Annotated in this window: 13 protein-coding genes; 5 read left to right on the top strand and 8 right to left on the bottom strand. The window is 48.6% G+C overall.

All coding sequences use genetic code 11. The features are described 5' to 3' along the window. Positions 1-797 precede the first annotated feature (797 nt). From PN498_RS24200 to PN498_RS24180, 5 genes are all read left to right on the top strand, one after another. Positions 798-1,532, top strand: a complete 735-nt coding sequence (locus tag PN498_RS24200) for a Crp/Fnr family transcriptional regulator (protein ID WP_272066006.1) — start codon at positions 798-800, stop codon at positions 1,530-1,532. A gap of 438 nt (positions 1,533-1,970) precedes the next feature. Continuing rightward, a complete protein-coding gene (locus tag PN498_RS24195; protein WP_272066004.1) occupies positions 1,971-2,714 on the top strand; it encodes a Crp/Fnr family transcriptional regulator in 744 nt (247 codons plus the stop codon). 483 nt (positions 2,715-3,197) lie between these two features. Continuing rightward, complete coding sequence (locus PN498_RS24190; protein ID WP_272066003.1) at positions 3,198-3,656, top strand: response regulator; 459 nt, start codon at positions 3,198-3,200, stop codon at positions 3,654-3,656. A 119-nt stretch (positions 3,657-3,775) separates the two neighbouring features. Then, positions 3,776-5,284 carry a sensor histidine kinase gene (locus PN498_RS24185; RefSeq protein ID WP_272066002.1) on the top strand — a complete coding sequence of 503 codons (1,509 nt, stop codon included), beginning with the start codon at positions 3,776-3,778 and terminating at the stop codon, positions 5,282-5,284. A 365-nt stretch (positions 5,285-5,649) separates the two neighbouring features. Beyond that, complete coding sequence (locus PN498_RS24180; RefSeq protein WP_272066001.1) at positions 5,650-7,644, top strand: hybrid sensor histidine kinase/response regulator; 1,995 nt, start codon at positions 5,650-5,652, stop codon at positions 7,642-7,644. Between the two features lie 308 nt (positions 7,645-7,952). Here PN498_RS24180 and opcA read toward each other — a convergent pair whose 3' ends face one another. The 8 genes from opcA to rfbC form a co-directional block, all read right to left on the bottom strand. Next, entirely contained in the window at positions 7,953-9,284 is a 1,332-nt protein-coding gene (gene opcA, locus PN498_RS24175) for a glucose-6-phosphate dehydrogenase assembly protein OpcA (RefSeq protein ID WP_272066079.1), read from the bottom strand. A 103-nt stretch (positions 9,285-9,387) separates the two neighbouring features. Continuing rightward, positions 9,388-10,917: a glucose-6-phosphate dehydrogenase gene (gene zwf / locus PN498_RS24170; RefSeq protein WP_272066000.1), complete on the bottom strand. Its 1,530-nt coding sequence runs from the start codon at positions 10,915-10,917 to the stop codon at positions 9,388-9,390. Between the two features lie 100 nt (positions 10,918-11,017). After that, a complete protein-coding gene (gene tal, locus PN498_RS24165; protein ID WP_272065999.1) occupies positions 11,018-12,163 on the bottom strand; it encodes a transaldolase in 1,146 nt (381 codons plus the stop codon). Positions 12,164-12,294: 131 nt separating this feature from the next. After that, positions 12,295-13,350, bottom strand: a complete 1,056-nt coding sequence (gene fbp, locus PN498_RS24160; protein ID WP_272065997.1) for a class 1 fructose-bisphosphatase — start codon at positions 13,348-13,350, stop codon at positions 12,295-12,297. 236 nt (positions 13,351-13,586) lie between these two features. After that, positions 13,587-14,663 (bottom strand): dTDP-glucose 4,6-dehydratase, encoded by a 1,077-nt coding sequence (gene rfbB / locus PN498_RS24155; protein ID WP_442951444.1) that lies wholly within the window; start codon positions 14,661-14,663, stop codon positions 13,587-13,589. Between the two features lie 38 nt (positions 14,664-14,701). Further along, positions 14,702-15,775 (bottom strand): glucose-1-phosphate thymidylyltransferase, encoded by a 1,074-nt coding sequence (locus tag PN498_RS24150; RefSeq protein WP_272065994.1) that lies wholly within the window; start codon positions 15,773-15,775, stop codon positions 14,702-14,704. Between the two features lie 26 nt (positions 15,776-15,801). Then, positions 15,802-16,677, bottom strand: a complete 876-nt coding sequence (rfbD, locus tag PN498_RS24145; protein ID WP_272065993.1) for a dTDP-4-dehydrorhamnose reductase — start codon at positions 16,675-16,677, stop codon at positions 15,802-15,804. Further along, the gene (gene rfbC, locus PN498_RS24140) at positions 16,674-17,225 is read right to left on the bottom strand and encodes a dTDP-4-dehydrorhamnose 3,5-epimerase (RefSeq protein WP_272065992.1); all 552 of its coding nucleotides are present in this window, start codon (positions 17,223-17,225) and stop codon (positions 16,674-16,676) included. The genes rfbD and rfbC overlap by 4 nt, the downstream gene beginning before the upstream one ends. Positions 17,226-17,250: the final 25 nt, after the last annotated feature.

The following is a 17,250-nucleotide window of genomic DNA, read 5'->3' as shown; positions in this document are numbered from 1 at the left end:
AGGGCTGTCGTCATTGCCGTCGTTCTATTCGCATATGGTGTCTCGCTGTAGGCAATGAGTTCAGTCCAATTTTATCGCCCTCACCCTAAATCCTTCCCCTAAGCTATGGCCTTGGAGGCATTTAAGAAAGGAAGAGAGGCTAGAAATCCATTTTCCTTCTTCTAAAATTGGTACGACTCAGATCTTGCACTAAAGCATATTTTCCTGCATTCGCCCCCTAAATCCTCCAAGTTTGGGGGACTTGACCTCAGAACTCACTAAATTGGAAAGCAGGGGAGCCAAAACAGTTAGCGTAAACTCAACTGCAAGATCTAAGTACGAGAAGTAGGTAGGGAACGAGGGCCAATTTGCAAAGCTGGAATGAACTCTAGGCAACTGGCTACAGATAGAGATAGCTCGTCAGAAGCTTTGATAAGACATGATATTTGATCAAAGTAGGCCATATATCTGACTTTGTATTGATCTCCTGTTAAGAGAAATTCTTTATTCTAAAGGCGTCTTACGTACTTAACGTTCGTTTTTATCCGCTGATCTAGAAAACTGATGTCTGACTCTTTTGAACTCAAATATTAGAAGCCGATAGTAAGGTTTTGACATGTAGTCATAGGTCAAGCAGACACTAAAATTTCATGATTAACCAAACGAAGGCAACAATAGGACTTAATACGTTGTTGGCGTCCACCTTCTGTTTCGAATCTTGAGCTAAGCACATCTCCATGTATTCTCCCCACATCATCCTCCTATTAATACAACCTTGAATCTAAAACCTATGTCATAACTATTGTTTAATTGACCTCATGCCTTCTCAGCCGTTTAATTCCAATGTGACTCTTTGCAATCATCTTCTGGCGTCGCTCCCTCAGGAAGGCTACAAGCGTCTTCAGCCTCATCTAAGTTGGGTCGATTTGTCTTTGGGATCGGTGCTGCATGATGTTGGAGAACCCGTTTCGGATATTTATTTTCCGGTTCAATCGCTTGTTTCTCTAATTAGCGTTATCGGCCCCAATACTCAGGTTGAATTTAGACTAGTGGGCAATGAGGGACTAGTGGGCCTCGCGGCCTTGTTGGGAGGAGAGCAGGCGTTGAGTAAATCGATCGTGCAGGTAGCAGGTAAGGCAGTCAAAGTTAACGCTCAGGCGCTGAAGCAAGAATTTACCCGAGGCGAAGCGTTTCAAAAACAGGTTTTGCTGTATCTCCAATTAGCCTTAGCGGAAACGGCGCAAAACGTAAGCTGTCAGGTTTATCACCAAGTTGAGCCACGCTTCGCTCGATGGCTCTTATCTATTCAAGACCGGCTGCAAACAGATGAGCTACCCCTCACCCAAAAATACGCCGCTATGCTGCTCGGTACGCGACGGGCAACGATCACAGAGGCTGCTGGGCATTTGCAGCGGGCCGGCATGATTCAGTACCAGCGTGGCAAGATTACTATTTGCGATCGCGCTGCCCTCGAAAAGGCTGCCTGTAATTGCTATGTTCTCCTGCGGGATGAGAGCGAACGATTACAGGCAATTAGTCGATCAATCCACTGAACCTGCACCTAGCGCTCGCACAAATTTTGCTTGTGTACGGTGGCGTACTGAAAGCGTACAGGGTTTGTGACAAAGTACAGGCAGTTGTGTCGTAAAGGCTGTCGCTGATTTATGGCTCCTGATTGACCTTGCTTAAGCAGGTTATTTCTTTGCGTTTTAGAATTCTTAGTAGGGTCACCGTAACGGTTTATCAGTCATTTATCAGACCGTCGAACGCTCAGATAGTGAATCTGACCGTATTTCACATCACCCGCAAACGAGCCTTAACACACCTGCCGCAATGTTGATGAGTTTATAACTCATTGCGGTAGACGGAAATTGCTGAATTCTAGTCTTCTCCCCTGTAATCACGGCTTTATCGAGCCGGGATTAGTGTTGTGTTGCCTGAACAACATGGCCACGAGTTTGTCTACCTGATTCGATCAAGTACTGAGAGCTATGCCCTATTCTCCCGAAGAGTTCGAGCAAAAAGATATTAACCAGATGGCACAGGGCAATCGTTTGCTCGCCTTACTGCCAGACGAGATTTATCACCGGCTAGCGCCTAACTTCACCAAAGTGCAGCTAGAGCTAGGCCAAGTTTTGTATGAGCCGACCGAACCCATGGACAAAGTCTATTTTCCCAGTCGCTCGATGGTCTCTCTGGTTCAGGTAATGGAGAATGGAGCCACGATCGAAGCGGCGGTTGTTGGTAGTGATGGCATGGTTGGATATCCGGTTTATTTAGGGGGAAACTATAGTGCCAGTCGGGCAGTCGTTCAGATTTCCGGTTGGGCGATCGCACTCAGTGCTTCCGTACTCAAGGCAGAATTCAATCGCAGCGAAGCTTTGCAGTCCGTTTTGCTGCGCTACACTCAGGCGCTCATTGCTCAAATTAGTCAAAATGCTGCTTGCAACCGATTCCATCCGGTTGAAGAACGACTGGCTCGCTGGCTTTTACAATCTCAAGATGCCTTACAAGCTTCACACTTAGAGCTAACTCAAGACTTTTTGGCGAGCATGTTAGGCACTCGGAGGGCCAGCGTCACTTTGGCTGCTGGAAAGCTCCAACAGGGCGGTTTGATTCACTACAACAGAGGCTACATTCACATCCTGAATCGCGAAGCTCTGGAATCAGCTGCGTGTGAATGTTATAACGTTGTTCGAGCTGAATCGACCCGGCTCTTAGATATACAAAAGTGATTATGAAGCTATGAGTCAAAGTTATTAATCGTCTGAAACAAAGATAGGCAAACATGTGTTTGCTCTAATAACGGTCTGGTTAAAAACAACTTTCTTGAGAATTTTCCAAGACTTTAATAAAAAGACATCCATTGATCAACAAATCACGAGTACTTATTAAAAGATTCTTTCAGGCAACCAGTTTTTTGTGTAGTCAGCTTAATATCATCATGATGCTTGGTTTCAATACATTAACGATGGTTAGGTAAAGTAAAAAAGTGTTAACATTACCTATCTGCGTACGGTACCGTACCAAGCTGGCTTAGAGTTTATGAGAGAGTACATCAGAGCTTTTTAAGTCCAGTTACTCTGATTTCAGATGTAAAAGGTGGTGCTCAATAGACATATCACTTTCTATCACTGCCAATCGTTGAATCCTTCGTAATTGACCTGATTACAACTCTTTTCGACAATTTTGGATTTTAGGCCAAGGAATCCAACGGCATGATGAATACTAATACCTACAATATCCTGCTAGTTGAGGACGACCCGAACGATATTTTGTTTATTCAACGGGCGTTCCGTCAGACAAATGCAATCATTACGCTTTATTCGGTCAAAGACGGCGATGCTGCAGTTGACTATCTAACAGGCGTCGGAGAATACAGCGATCGAGATCGCTACCCCATCCCAGCGTTAGTGTTATTAGACTTAAAATTGCCGCGTCGTTCAGGAACAGAGGTCTTGGAATGGATTAGGAAGAAAAGCGACATGAAGCGGATGCCGGTTGTCATTCTAACCTCTTCTAGTGAGCGTCCTGACGTTGATTTGTCCTACGATCTCGGCGTAAATTCCTATCTGGTGAAGCCTGTGAGTTTTGATGCTCTTTCTAGGATGGTTGGGATTTTAGATGCTTATTGGATACGGCTAAACCAGTATCCATCCGTTGTATTAGCAACCTAATATATTTTAGGATTAACAGAACGCTGGTTCCTGTGAAGCATGGGGCTGAATTTCAACCTTAACCTTTGGCGTTTGTTCGTAATCGGTTTGTTCGTAATCGTTTTATAGCATTTGGTTCTATGTCTTCAGTTAGGCAACTGGAACGGGTTTTGATAGTAGACGATGATCTCAACGACCGTTTGCTAGCGATTCATGAACTGAGACGGGAGTTTCCTGATGTGTTTATTCAGGAAGCTGTTAGCTGGGACGAGTTTAAGTCAACGCTAGATGACGATTTCGATGTCGTGATTACAGACTATGATCTGCGCTGGTCCACAGGAATGGAAATCCTGACAGCAGTTAGACAGCAGTATCCTGATAAGCCTGTCATCATGTTTACGGACTCTGGCAGTCAGGAGATTGCTGTCGAAGCGATGAAGGCAGGACTCAATGACTATGTCCTTAAATCGCCTAAACACATGGTGCGGCTCAGCCAAGCGGTACGCTCTGTTTGGGAAAATACTCAAATTCGTCGCAGGACTGCTGAGCTTGAGTTTCGTCTTGGTTTTTTGCTGGATGAGCTTGAAATTGGTGTCTTCCGGGCTACGCTGGACGGGCAGTTATTAGAAGCGAGTGAGGGATTACAAAAGCTAATAGGCGTAGAAACGCTATCTGACGTCGAAGCCTTTTTTCGAAATCACATTATTGTAGATACTGAAGATCAGTCTGATGTTCAAAAGTATCGCCAAGAGGTTCAGATCATCGATATCAACGGTCGTTCTCGATGGCTACAGGTCAGTGAAGCAATTGTTGAATCCTACGGACGGACTTTTATTGATGGATTGGTGAGTGATATCACAGACCGGAAAGAAAAAGACAAAGAACTGCGATCGCTCAATGCCACGTTAGAACAGCAGGTGACTCAAAGGACTTCTCGTTTGGAGACGCTCAATAAAGAGTTGGAAACATTTGCCTTTTCAGTCTCTCATGACCTGCGATCTCCGATTCGCCAGATTGAAGGGTTTGTAACGTTGCTGATAGAGCAACTTCAGCAACAATTGACTCAATTAGATCCTTTGGACGAATCCGCAGTGCATTACCTGGAAAGAATCCAGATGTTGACGCAGCGATCCGGGCAAATGATTGATGATCTGTTGCAGTTCTCACGAACGGGTCGTGCTGAGATGCACTATACCCAGGTCAGCATGAATCGCTTAGTACAGGAAGTTATTCGACAAGTACAGCAATCATCAAGTAACCGAAAGATTCATTGGCAGATTGATCCATTACCGGCTGTGTGGGGCGATCGCAATCTACTGCACAAAGTCTGGCAAAACCTAATTGAGAACGCAGTTAAATATACGTGTGTTCGGGCAGAAGCTGACATCTCGATTGGCAGTGAATTGCGTCAGGATGAAGCGATTTTTTTCATTTGTGACAACGGTATTGGCTTTAGTATGAGCGAAATCGAACATTTGTTTGGGGTATTTCAGCGGTTGTCTAATGCTGAAAAATTCGAGGGCACTGGAGTTGGCTTGGCCAATGTCCAGAGGGTCATTCATCGGCATGGTGGGCGTCTTTGGGCTGAGGGTCAAATTGACCAAGGTGCAACATTCTACTTTTCAATTCCTGTTGTCGAAAATCATTAATATTGCAATTTAATTGCAATGTTTTTGTACTGAGTTGTCTGAAGTTTTACTTTTGCGTATCAAGCAATCTTTTTTAGATATTGGGTTCAAGTAAAAGTCTAGTTTCTAAAATAAATCTGTGTTTAGACATAGCGTACTATTCCTTTCTGTAAGAATAATGAAACATTGAGCGTAAGCATTCATTTTGATCTTAAAATATTAGTCTTCTTCTACAGCACAAGATCTATGTCTCAAGACATATTGATACTACGTTATATCTTTTATTTCTTAAGAGAGTGGCAAAATGCTTCTCTTGGAAATATCGTTTTGATGTCTTAGCATTTGGACGTCTCTAGACGCAGCAGGTAACACAAGGCCAGCTTTCAATGTTTTTATCCGCAATTGCTCAGTCGCAGACCCAGCAGCCCGTGCGTACTCCAAGAATTTTGATTTTGGAAGATGATCCCATTGACCTTGAGTTGATTGAGGCTACGCTTAGGAGTGGTAATGTTCAAAGCGATACAGTTGGAGTTCGCAACCGAAAAACTTTTCTAGAGCAGCTTAACTCTGAATCATTTGACCTGATTCTGGCGGATTATATTGTTCCTGAATTTACCGGCAATCTGGCTTTAGAGCTAGCAAAGGAAGTCTGTCCAGAGGTGCCATTCATTATTGTTTCTGGCGTTATGGGTGAAGAGCAGGCCATTGAGTCGCTTAAGTTGGGGGCTACCGATTATGTTCTCAAGCAACGCATAGGTCGGTTAGTTCCCTCTGTGAAGCGAGCTTTAAGAGAGCGCGAGGAGCGGTATGAGCGAGGAAAGGTGGCGCAAGCACTGCGGGAGACGGATGACCTGTTACGAGCAATCGTCGATGCCTCTCCGATTGGGATCCTTACGCTAACTCGCCAACAACGGGTGATGACGTGGAATACTGCCGCTGAATTGCTGTATGGTCACTCTGCTGAGACTCTTGTTGATCATTTACTGCCCGTCATCTCAGATAGCGAACGCGCTGAGTTTGATCGCTGCTTTGACCAAGTTTTGGCCAATCAAACCGTTTCAAATCGCGAGTTTCAGCATATCAAGGATGATGGTGAGCAAGTTGACGTTAGCGTGTCCCTGGCGCCACTGCAGGACGACAATGGCTATGTTTACAGCGTTGTGATGACGGCAACTGACATCACCGTGCGGAAACAAATTGAAGCTCAGCGATTAGCGTTGCTTCAGCAAGAAAGTTCAGCCCGAGAAGCTGCCGAATCCGCGAATCGTATCAAGGATGAGTTTTTAGCGGTTCTTTCCCATGAATTACGTACACCGCTCAACGCTATTGTTGGATGGATACAACTTATCCAGCGCGGTGACCTCAAGCCCGAGACGTTTCAACGGGCATTGGACACGATTGAGCGCAACGCGACGGCTCAGACTCAACTGATTGAAGATTTACTCGATTTGTCTCGTATTGTTCGTGGCCAAGTTAGTCTGAACATTCAACCCGTCAATGTCGCTGAGCTGATTCAATCGACCGTTGAGTCACTGCGCCCAGCCACTTCAGCAAAGTCTATTCAAATCGATCTTGACCTCGCTCCCAATGTCGGAGAAATTCTAGCGGATCCTAATCGGCTTCAGCAGGTTTTCTGGAATTTGCTCTCTAACGCCATTAAGTTCACCCCGGTTTCAAAACAGATTACGGTGCACATGTCGGTTGTTGAAACTCAACTACAGGTTCAGGTGATTGATTCGGGTATTGGAATCAGTGCGGACTTTTTGCCCTATGTGTTTGAACATTTTCGTCAGGCTGATGGCTCTTCAAAGCGATCGCAAGGGGGCTTGGGCTTGGGTCTCGCTATCAGTCGCCGCTTGGTCGAGCTGCACGGCGGCACCATCCATGCCAGTAGTCCGGGCCTAGGCCAGGGTGCAACTTTCATGGTGCAATTGCCAATGCGTTTTGAAGAGCAAGACACCGAAGCGTCTCAGTCCACCTCTGAGGGTGAGGTCAGCTTGGCGGGTGTCAAGGTAATGGTGGTAGACGATGAAGCAGATGCCCGAGAGTTGCTAACGATTATTTTGGATCAGTGGGGAGCTGATGTTGAGAGTTTCAGTAGCGTTGCAGCGGCTTGTCAACAGCTAGAGCGGGCTCAACCTGACATTGTTGTCAGCGATATTGCTATGCCCGATGAAGATGGCTACTGCTTTATCGAGAGAATTCGATCGCTCCCAAATAAGACCCTCAGCACAATTCCTGCGATCGCATTAACCGCCTATGCCAGAGAGGAAGATCGGCAGCACGCTCTCGCGGTAGGCTACTCAGCTCATCTCTCTAAGCCCTATGACTCTCTAGATGTGGTTAATACGATCAATCGGTTGCTTTACAAAACGTCGTAGCCCCATCGCACCCACTAATTGGCAGAGCCAAAAGGTTCACCGTCCTGTCCTCACGGAACTAGCAACGGCTATGATTTCGCTTCATGGTGAGTGATTCTTCACAACTGCTGACCACTTCAAACCCAAAACGCTGGTAAAGTCGCACTGCTGGATTATTGGCTTGGAGCCTGTCCCTCGGGGATGTAAAGAGCTTGGTACAGCATCTCCCAGAGAAATGGTTCATCGTCTGATTTAAGCGGACGAGTAACACACTCCATCGGTTTTTTGAGACATACTTCTGCCTTCTGCCTTCTGCCTTCTGCCTTTGACTACTGGCACAAACGCAGAATCTGGTCAGCCATCGAAAGACTTTCCTGATACAAAATGTCTTCGCCCCAGCGCTGCAATTGCTGACCCAAAATCAGATCCGCCCGTTGGTCAGAGATCGCGCTAACTTCCTCTACGCGACAAGACTGAGCACCACCGCCAGCCTCCATCCGCATACAGCCTGTGGTCTCAGAACAGAGGATCGTGCAGCAGTCTGCTTCCTGGTTACTAGAATTCAGACGAATGCCGACTAAGTCACCAATCACCTCACCCACATCGGCAACTGGAATGGCTGCAAGTTCCGCTTCAATCTCGCGGTTGCCAAAGTTGCTTTCGAAATACACCTTACGAATGCCGTAGTCTCCGCCCTCGTCGACATAGCGCATGGGCGTCCAGTCTAGGCGGCTGGCTAACCAGCCCAAGAACATCAGCGCTTGAGCCGCATTGCCAGGCTCGTGGTCAATACTAACTTGGTCGATCTCAGCTAGAGACTCGCGCCGCTCAGGGGGATCAAACGCTTCTGCTGTCAGTTCTTGCCAAGGAAAGACACGGTGCCAGTTGAGGTCAGCAATATATTTGCCGGTTTCAGTGATCTCCTGAATCTTGTTCAACTCAGATTCCACTTCGCTGAAGTAGCTGGAATCCACAATCAGGCAATTGCTAGTATCCGCTAGCTGACGAAAGAGTGCTTGCTCAGGATTAGGGGTGGCTTTCCACCAGATAAACTTAGGCAAGTCACCAATTAGCAGCGAAGAGACAATACCACCGACGCGCTCCAGGGCGGCTTTCGTGCCTCGTAGGGTAATGTACTCACAACAGATCAGGTTGCTTGCATTGCGTTTCTGTACGGGACAGTAGGCCGACACTTGAGCCGTGACGCCTTCATCTTGACCCAGAATGGGACACAGGGTGATGACGCGACAGGGATTTTGTGACGCGATCGCCTCACTCAAATTGAATCCCCGTAGATCCGGATTAGCGATCGCCTTTTGACTGTCCGGCAGCTTCTCATATTCCGACCGCAGCCGAGCGAGTGTTTTTTCGTCCACTCGTCCAGTCACCCTTAGGCCATAGGCTATTTGTGCTTGGCGAATTGCCTCTCGCGTTTTAGGCCCATGAACGCCATCAATATCTCCTTTATAAAACGTCAGGGCTGCCAAAAGCTGCTGAAACTCTTCTGGTTCATAGACCACGATGCTGAACGTGCTGGCCCGAGTGGCAGCCGGAGCCGTTGTTCCACCATCTTGGCTCCGCCAAATATTACGAAGTTCACTCTCGATTTCCTCAATGGAAATATCTTTAGGTTTCTGTAGCGCAACAACAGGAGTTGTGATCATATCTAGCTCTGAAAGATGAAGGTCAGGAGCAAACAATATTTTTCGGATCGAGTCCATGCTATCGAACTTCACCGAAAATCAGTGGAATTTAAGGATGATGCTACAGTCTGCGCCAGCGGCGGCGATCGCAGTTCAGCAGCAACTCAGCTTCGACGGGTCCCCATGTACCCGCCTCATACATTGGAATAGCTTTAGGATCAGCAGGGGCATCCCAAACATTCAACAAGGGCGTTAGCATCCGCCAAGATGCCTCTACCTCGTCGCCACGGGTAAACAACGTCTGGTCACCCAACATGCAGTCCACTAATAGACGACCATAGGCTTCCGTGCTGGGTTTACCAAAGGCCGCATCATATCGAAAGTCCATTGCCACTGAGCGAGTCCGCAGCGAGTTCCCCGGAGTTTTCACTTCAAAGCGCATCGAAATCCCCTCATCCGGCTGAATACGCAGCGCCAAGACGTTGTGATTGAGCTGCTTAGCTGCCGATTGGAACATCATGTACGGTACTTCTTTGAAGTGAATTGAAATCTCCGAAACCTTCTTTGGCATCCGTTTACCTGTTCGCATGTAAAAAGGAACACCTTTCCAACGCCAGTTATCTACCATGAGCTTGAGAGCGGCATAGGTCGGCGTTGTAGAAGTTTCGCTGGCGCCATCTTCGTCCCGATAGCCCGGCACCTGTTCTCCCTTCATCCAGCCTGGTGCATATTGCCCCCTCACCGCACATTTAGAGAGATCTTCCAAATCTGCCAGGTGAGTGGCCTGCAAGACTTTCACTTTCTCGCTGCGAATACTGTCAGCATCCAAAGAATTCGGAGCTTCCATTGCAGTTAGACAAAAGAGCTGCATGAGGTGATTTTGCACCATGTCGCGCAGCGCCCCCGCTGTTTCGTAGTAGCCTGCACGTCCCTCTAAACCCACTGTTTCTGCCACTGTGATCTGGACATGATCGACAAATTGACGGTTCCAAAGCGGTTCGAAAATGGCGTTGGCAAAGCGAAACACCATCAGGTTCTGAACGGTTTCTTTACCCAAATAGTGGTCGATGCGATAGACCTGCTCTTCGCGGCAAACATTTTGCACGACTCGGTTCAGCGTTCTAGCAGATCCAATATCTTTACCAAAGGGCTTTTCAATCACTAACCGCTGTTTGTCAGGCTCTTCCAACATACCCGCTGCCCCCAGCTGCCTCGTGGCCTCCCCAAAGAAGCGAGGAGCAACCGAGAGATAAAAGACACGATTTCCCCGAGTGCCCCGTTTCTCATCAAGCTCAGACAAAAAGGCTTTTAGCTTTTGGTAGCTTTCAGGCTTATCGATGTTGGCCGGACAGTAGTAGAGACCTTCTGCAAAATTTTTCCAGACCGCTTCGTTACCCAGGCCGCCCCCAAAGTCCTCGACACCTTCGCGCAGATGTTCTCGAAAGAAATCGTGGCTCCATTCTCGTCGAGCAACGCCTACAATCGTCAACTCAGGCGGCAGACGACGGTCAAGCTTCATCTGATATAAGGCAGGAATCAGCTTACGCTGAGTGAGATCTCCTGAGGCACCAAAAATAACCAAAATCTGAGGGTCGGGAATGCGATCTTGTTGAAGACCAACGCGGAGAGGATTCTCAAGCAGGCTAACCATAAAGTTTTCTGTAGTTGGGAGCTAAATGAACAGAACAGTCAGATACCGATTGAAAAGGAGCGAGATCGGCCAATGGACCTCGCCCCTGAGTCGCATTAACTTACGCAGGAGATAACTGCTTAACCTTGGTCACTAACGAATCCATCAGCGTGTCAAAAGGCTTGATGAACTTATCAATGCCTTCTTCCAGCAGCTCATCCATAACCTGATCTAGGTCAACGCCAAGCTCAGGCAAATTCGCAATCAACCGCTGTGCTTCTTCCACATTGGTTTCAATGCGGCTGTCCACATCGCAATGGTCGGCACACGCTTCAATGGTGTTCGGCGGCAGAGTGTTGACGGTATCAGGGCCAATCAACTCGTCCACGTACATCACATCGCTATAGTCAGGGTTCTTGGTGCTGGTGCTAGCCCAAAGTAGCCGCTGAACCCGTGCACCTTTCTCCGCTAGTGCTTTCCAGCGATCGCTGCTAATGATCTTTTTGTACTCCTGGTAAGCAATCTTGGCGTTAGCGATCGCGACCTTACCCTTAGCCTCATTGAGCTTGGCCTGCACGTTGATATCATCCGCCTTGGCCGCTAGTTCCTCTAACTGAGCATCCACCTTGCTGTCAATTCTGCTCAGGAAGAAGCTGGCGACTGATGCCACGCTGCTAATGTCTTCACCCGCTTCGACCCGGGCCTCAAGGCCGCGAATGTAAGCCCAGGCTGTGTTGATATAGCTCTGCACAGAGAATAGCAGGGTGACGTTAACGTTGATGCCATCGCGAATCGCCGCTTCTACGGCAGGTAATCCCTCTGAAGTTCCAGGGATTTTAATCATCAGGTTAGGACGCTGCAATTCGTTGAAGTAGCGGCGTGCTGCTTCTAGAGTAGTGTCCGCATTGCGGGCCATGCTGGGGGGCACTTCCAAGCTGACATATCCATCTAGGTGATTGGTCTCTTCGTAAATCGGCATCAGGACATCGCAAGCATTACGGATGTCTTCAAATACTAAAGACTCGTAAATTTCTTCGACGGATTTACCATCACGAATCCCCGCCTCGATGTCAGCGTCGTAAATGGCATTGCCCGCGATCGCCTTCTCAAAAATGGCTGGATTGGAGGTGATCCCATGGACGTCACGACTTTCAATCAGTTGTTTCAGCTCGCCCGATTCCAAGATGTCGCGGCTGAGGTTGTCCATCCAGACACTCTGGCCATAATCTTTGAGGTGCAGGATGGGATTATCAGCAGTCATTGTCATCAGTAATCTCCTACGTATCAGCAGTTCAGTGGACTGGGTTTTAATGGGGGCAACTGCTTCAGATTTGGCGAGGGGCGATCGCGCGTCATGAAGCGAAACTTAGTCTGATAGGGCGTTGAACCAGTATCTAGCTAAGTCGCTCCGATGGTTGCTTGTTCCCGGATACGTTCTTTGATGAAAGACTCCACTAGCATGACGTCCTCAGAACTACCAATCACAACTGGCGTTCGCTGATGGAGTTCAGTTGGAACCACATCCAACAGTCTCTCTGTACCCGTACTGGCTTGGCCTCCAGCCTGTTCAGCCAAGAAAGCCAACGGTGCCGTTTCATACAACAGACGTAATTTGCCATCAGGTTTCTTCACCGTACCGGGATAGAGAAAAACTCCGCCCTGAAGCAAAATCCGATGAAAATCACCCACCAATGCACCGCTATATCGCGATGAATACCCTTCATGCCTGTGAACGTAACGAATAAAATCGCGAATGGACTCTTCCCATTGCCAGAAATTCCCTTCGTTGACGCTATAGTTCGGCCCGTGCTCAGGAATGCGAATATTTTCAGACGCCAAAATGAATTCCCCGAGGCTGGGATCTAGCGTGAAGGAGTGCACTCCATATCCGATGGAATAGACTAGAACGGTGGTGGGGCCATACAAGATATAGCCAGCCGCTAGCTGATCTTGTCCATTCGTCAGCAAATCTGAGGCAGATTGATCGAGATCATCTCCGCTCTGCCGACGAATGGCAAAAATTGAGCCCACGTTCAGATTAATATCAACGTTGGACGATCCATCAATCGGGTCGTAGAGCAGGGTATATCGTCCAATCGGGCAGTTTTCAGGAATGTAGTAGGGCTTGTCCATCTCCTCTGAGGCCAGCCGACAGACTAAACCGCTCTGCTTAAACACAGAGATGAAGACGTCATTGGCGTACACGTCCATCTTTTTGACGGCTTCTCCCTGAACATTGGTTTCGCCTGTAAACCCCAAGGTATCTGCAACTAACCCTGAGCGAGAAAGATGACGAGCGATCAGCTTACCGGCAAGGGCAATCCGATTCATTAAAGCGCTGAGATCCTGAGCTTCAGATCCGAAGCTTTGAAGCTGCTGCAGCACATGACGAGACAGTGTTGTGCAGTCACGATCCAGCGTATGTTCCGAGGACGGTTGATAACTGTCAACCATTCAAGCCTCCCAAATGGACGTCAGAAGCAGTGTCGCTACGCGCCAGCATGTTTATTATGTGCGCAGCGTATTTATGCCCCGCACCCATGTTAGAAAGTCCAATTGGAAAGCTCGAAAGTCTTTATGTCAGCTAAAGATTGCCTCAATAATAGGTATTGAAAAATAGAGTTAGGGCCTCAGCATTATGTACCAACCGTTGGAGACGGCGATGTAAGACGCTGGTTTTCAACCCTTCTCTACACGCTGTACAAATTGCGGTAATAGGTCTGATATTCTTCGGATAGCAGGGGCTGCCACCAGTCACGATGCGTAAGATACCACTGTACGGTTTGCTTCAGCCCAGTGGCAAAGTCATATTTAGGCTGCCAATCTAGGTCCCGCTGAATTTTAGAGATGTTCATAGCGTAGCGGCGATCGTGCCCTGGACGATCAGTGACAAAGGTAATCAAGTCTCGGGCAGGCTGAGTCGGTAATTCAGGGGCAAGCTGATCCATGAGATCGCAGAGAGATTCCACAATCTCGATATTTTTGACCTGATTATTGCCGCCAATGTTGTAAGTTTCGCCAGGAGTTGCCTGTTGAAGAACGATCGCGATCGCTTCGCAGTGATCCTCTACATGCAGCCAGTCGCGAATGTTTTGCCCATCGCCATACACCGGCAGCGGTTTGCCCAGCAGGATGTTGACGCACATGAGCGGAATCAGCTTTTCTGGGAACTGATACGGCCCATAGTTATTCGAGCAATTTGTGATTAGCGTGGGCAGGCCGTAAGTGTGAAAGTAGGCTCGGACGAGGTGGTCGCTCCCAGCTTTAGAGGCTGAGTACGGACTGTTGGGTGCATAGGGTGTAGTTTCTGAGAAAGCCGGATCTTCCGGGCCAAGGCTGCCAAAGACCTCATCGGTAGACACGTGCAGAAAGCGAAAATCATCGGGTTTTCCTGCCGTGTCCCAGTGCTTGCGGAAGGCTTCGAGCAGGGTGAAGGTGCCCACCACATTGGTTTGCACAAAGGCTGCCGGACCCAGGATAGAGCGATCAACGTGGGACTCTGCCGCAAAATGAACCAGGGTATCAATGCGATTTTGCTCAAGGATTTGCGCCACCAGAGCGGCATCACCGATGTCCCCTTCAACCAGAGAGAACTCCTCTCTGGCTTCCAAATCGGACAGGGTCGCTCGATTGCCCGCATAGGTCAGCGCGTCCAGCACCACCATCTCATCGGCGCGATCGCACCAGTGCCGCACAAAATTGGAGCCAATAAATCCAGCCCCGCCGGTCACTAATATCCGCTGTCCTCGCTTAGCCATAGTTTTCATCAAAAATATCAGGGATCAAACGAACAATGTCTGACAAATCAAGTGAGTTCGATGTGACTGTCATCTCCAATCATGAATCGGAGTGCTTTGGGGCGATCGAGACACTGCACAAGCTGTGCTTTTCGGCCAATCAGGCTATCTGTGATGCGCTGATGCAAGTCCTGAATGGTGGCGTTTTCAAGAACAACGCTGTGGTCTAGCTCAATATCTGTCAGCTTCACACCGTCAGCAATGCTGCTGTAGGAGCCAATAAAGCAATTCTCAATATGGCAGTTTTGCCCGATCGCGACGGGTCCCCGAATGGTTGAATTAATCACCGTCGAGCCGTGACCAATGGCCACCCGACCGCTAATTTTGGTCGCGTCATCCACCTGACCTTCAATTTTGCTAGAAAGCGTCTCGTCCAAAATAATTTGATTGGCCGCTAGCAAGTCGTCCTTTTTACCCGTGTCCAACCACCAACCTTGAAGAGGCTGGGCCATGACGTTTTTGTCCGCATCAACTAAAGACTGAATAGCGTCCGTAATTTCCAACTCTCCTCGGGCTGAGGGCTGCAAGGTTTCAATGATGTCGTGAACGACGGCTGAGAACAGGTAGACGCCAACTAACGCGAAATCAGAGGGGGGATCTTTTGGCTTTTCAACCAGTCGAATCACGTTGCCCTGCTGATTAAGCACAGCCACTCCAAAAGCAGTTGGATTGGGCACTTGTTTGAGCAAAATCAGGGCGTCTAAGGACTGCTGAGTGAACTTTTCCACAAAGTTCACTAGATTATCGCGGATCAGGTTGTCGCCTAGATACATCAAGAAAGGCGAATTCTGCAGAAACGGCTTCGCTATTTTGACCGCATGAGCCAACCCATCAGGACTGTCTTGAGGAATGTAGGTGATTTTTGCGCCAAATTGGGAACCATCCCCAGTCATGCTGCGAATGTCGTCGCCTGTTTCTGGGCTAATGACGATTCCAATGTCAGAAATACCCGCAGCCACAATTTGCTCAATGCCGTACCAGAGGATGGGTTTGTTGACGACGGGAACTAACTGTTTGGCACCCGTATAGGTTAATGGTCTGAGACGGGTCCCCCGTCCGCCTGACAAAATCAACGCTTTCATGTCCATCCTGGTAACCTCAGTTGCGACTATGCGAGTAGATACTCTTTCAGCATCTTTCTCAGACTTTCTCGCCAGTGGGGAGCTGATCGGCAAATCAAATGAGCCAGTTTTTCCCCCGCTAGTACTGAGTAATGCGGTCGTTGAGTCACTGTTGGATACTGGTCACTCGTAATGGGGTTCACCTGATTGATCTTAAGAGGATGACCGAGGAGAGCTGCCTCCTCAAAAATGGCAACTGCGAAATCATACCAGCTAACGGCGCCGCTATTTGTGAAGTGATACGTGCCGAAATTAGCGGAATTCAACGTGGGGATCAGAGCAGTCATTGCTGCGGCAATTTCATAGGCCCAGGTTGGGGATCCGACTTGGTCGTAAACCACATTCAGCGTTTCTCGCTCTGCTCCCAGTCGTAGCATCGTTTTGACAAAGTTGCCTTGTCCCTTGGCCCCGTACACCCAGGCCGTACGAAAAATGATGTGGCGATCGCAGGCCGCCTGTACCGCCAGTTCCCCAGCCCGTTTGGACTGACCGTATGCTCCCAGCGGATTAGGCTTGTCATCGGGCTGATAGGGACGGTTCTGACTCCCGTCAAAGACATAATCTGTTGAGATGTGGACCAGCGCCGCCCTACAGTTTGTAGCAGCTGCCGCTAGCTTGCCAGGTGCGTCACCATTGATCCGAAAGGCTAGGGTTTGTTCGGTCTCCGCTTTATCCACGGCAGTGTAGGCCGCCGCGTTCACGATGACATCGGGCTGCTGAGCCACGACCTTGGGCGCGATGTCGTCTAGCTCGGTGAGATCAAGATGAGTGCGATCCCAAACAACCACCTCACCGATCGCGGGAAGAGTGGTCTGCAGCTCTTGTCCAACTTGACCTTGCCCACCAATCAGCAGAATCTTCATGTCTCAAAAACCTCAGCTGCTCTTAGGCGATCGCCCTTCTGATCTTTAGCTGATAATACGGGTTCCTTGTCGCCAATAGGCCAGGCGATTCCAAGATCCTCGTCATTCCACATGATGGTGCGTTCGTGCTGAGGCGCATAGTAATCGGTCGTTTTGTACAGCACGTCTGCACTGTCCGACACGACATAAAAGCCGTGCGCGAAACCCTCTGGCACCCACAACTGCCGATAGTTTTCAGCCGAGAGCACAACGCCCACCCATTGCCGAAACGTGGGGGAATTGCGACGAATATCGACCGCGACGTCAAAGATTTCTCCGTTCACAACCCGCAGCAGCTTTCCCTGAGGCGATTTGATTTGATAGTGCAGCCCTCTCAAGATGCCGCCTTTGGACCGGGAATGGTTGTCTTGGACGAAATGGCAGATGATTTCAGTCTTGTCTTGGAACTGCTTCTGATTAAAACTTTCCATGAAAAATCCACGATGGTCGCCGTAAACTTGCGGCTCTATGATCAGCACCTCAGGGATTTCTGTGGGAATTATTTTCATGGCTTCTAATGCTAGTCGGGAGTCA

Source organism: Oscillatoria sp. CS-180, assembly GCF_028330965.1.
Lineage (GTDB): Bacteria > Cyanobacteriota > Cyanobacteriia > Phormidesmidales > Phormidesmidaceae > Halomicronema.
Note: the sequence above shows the minus strand (reverse complement) of the source record. Positions and strands in the feature narration are given on the sequence as shown.

What these genes read in the sequence shown, in the direction of transcription:
- tal (WP_272065999.1), bottom strand. Translation starts at nt 12,163, where the DNA reads ATGACAATGACTGCTGATAATCCCATCCTGCACCTCAAAGATTATGGC.
- fbp (WP_272065997.1), bottom strand. Translation starts at nt 13,350, where the DNA reads ATGGTTGACAGTTATCAACCGTCCTCGGAACATACGCTGGATCGTGAC.
- PN498_RS24180 (WP_272066001.1), top strand. Translation starts at nt 5,650, where the DNA reads ATGTTTTTATCCGCAATTGCTCAGTCGCAGACCCAGCAGCCCGTGCGT.
- zwf (WP_272066000.1), bottom strand. Translation starts at nt 10,917, where the DNA reads ATGGTTAGCCTGCTTGAGAATCCTCTCCGCGTTGGTCTTCAACAAGAT.
- rfbC (WP_272065992.1), bottom strand. Translation starts at nt 17,225, where the DNA reads ATGAAAATAATTCCCACAGAAATCCCTGAGGTGCTGATCATAGAGCCG.
- PN498_RS24150 (WP_272065994.1), bottom strand. Translation starts at nt 15,775, where the DNA reads ATGAAAGCGTTGATTTTGTCAGGCGGACGGGGGACCCGTCTCAGACCA.
- PN498_RS24190 (WP_272066003.1), top strand. Translation starts at nt 3,198, where the DNA reads ATGATGAATACTAATACCTACAATATCCTGCTAGTTGAGGACGACCCG.
- PN498_RS24200 (WP_272066006.1), top strand. Translation starts at nt 798, where the DNA reads ATGCCTTCTCAGCCGTTTAATTCCAATGTGACTCTTTGCAATCATCTT.
- rfbD (WP_272065993.1), bottom strand. Translation starts at nt 16,677, where the DNA reads ATGAAGATTCTGCTGATTGGTGGGCAAGGTCAAGTTGGACAAGAGCTG.
- PN498_RS24185 (WP_272066002.1), top strand. Translation starts at nt 3,776, where the DNA reads ATGTCTTCAGTTAGGCAACTGGAACGGGTTTTGATAGTAGACGATGAT.
- rfbB (WP_442951444.1), bottom strand. Translation starts at nt 14,663, where the DNA reads ATGAAAACTATGGCTAAGCGAGGACAGCGGATATTAGTGACCGGCGGG.
- PN498_RS24195 (WP_272066004.1), top strand. Translation starts at nt 1,971, where the DNA reads ATGCCCTATTCTCCCGAAGAGTTCGAGCAAAAAGATATTAACCAGATG.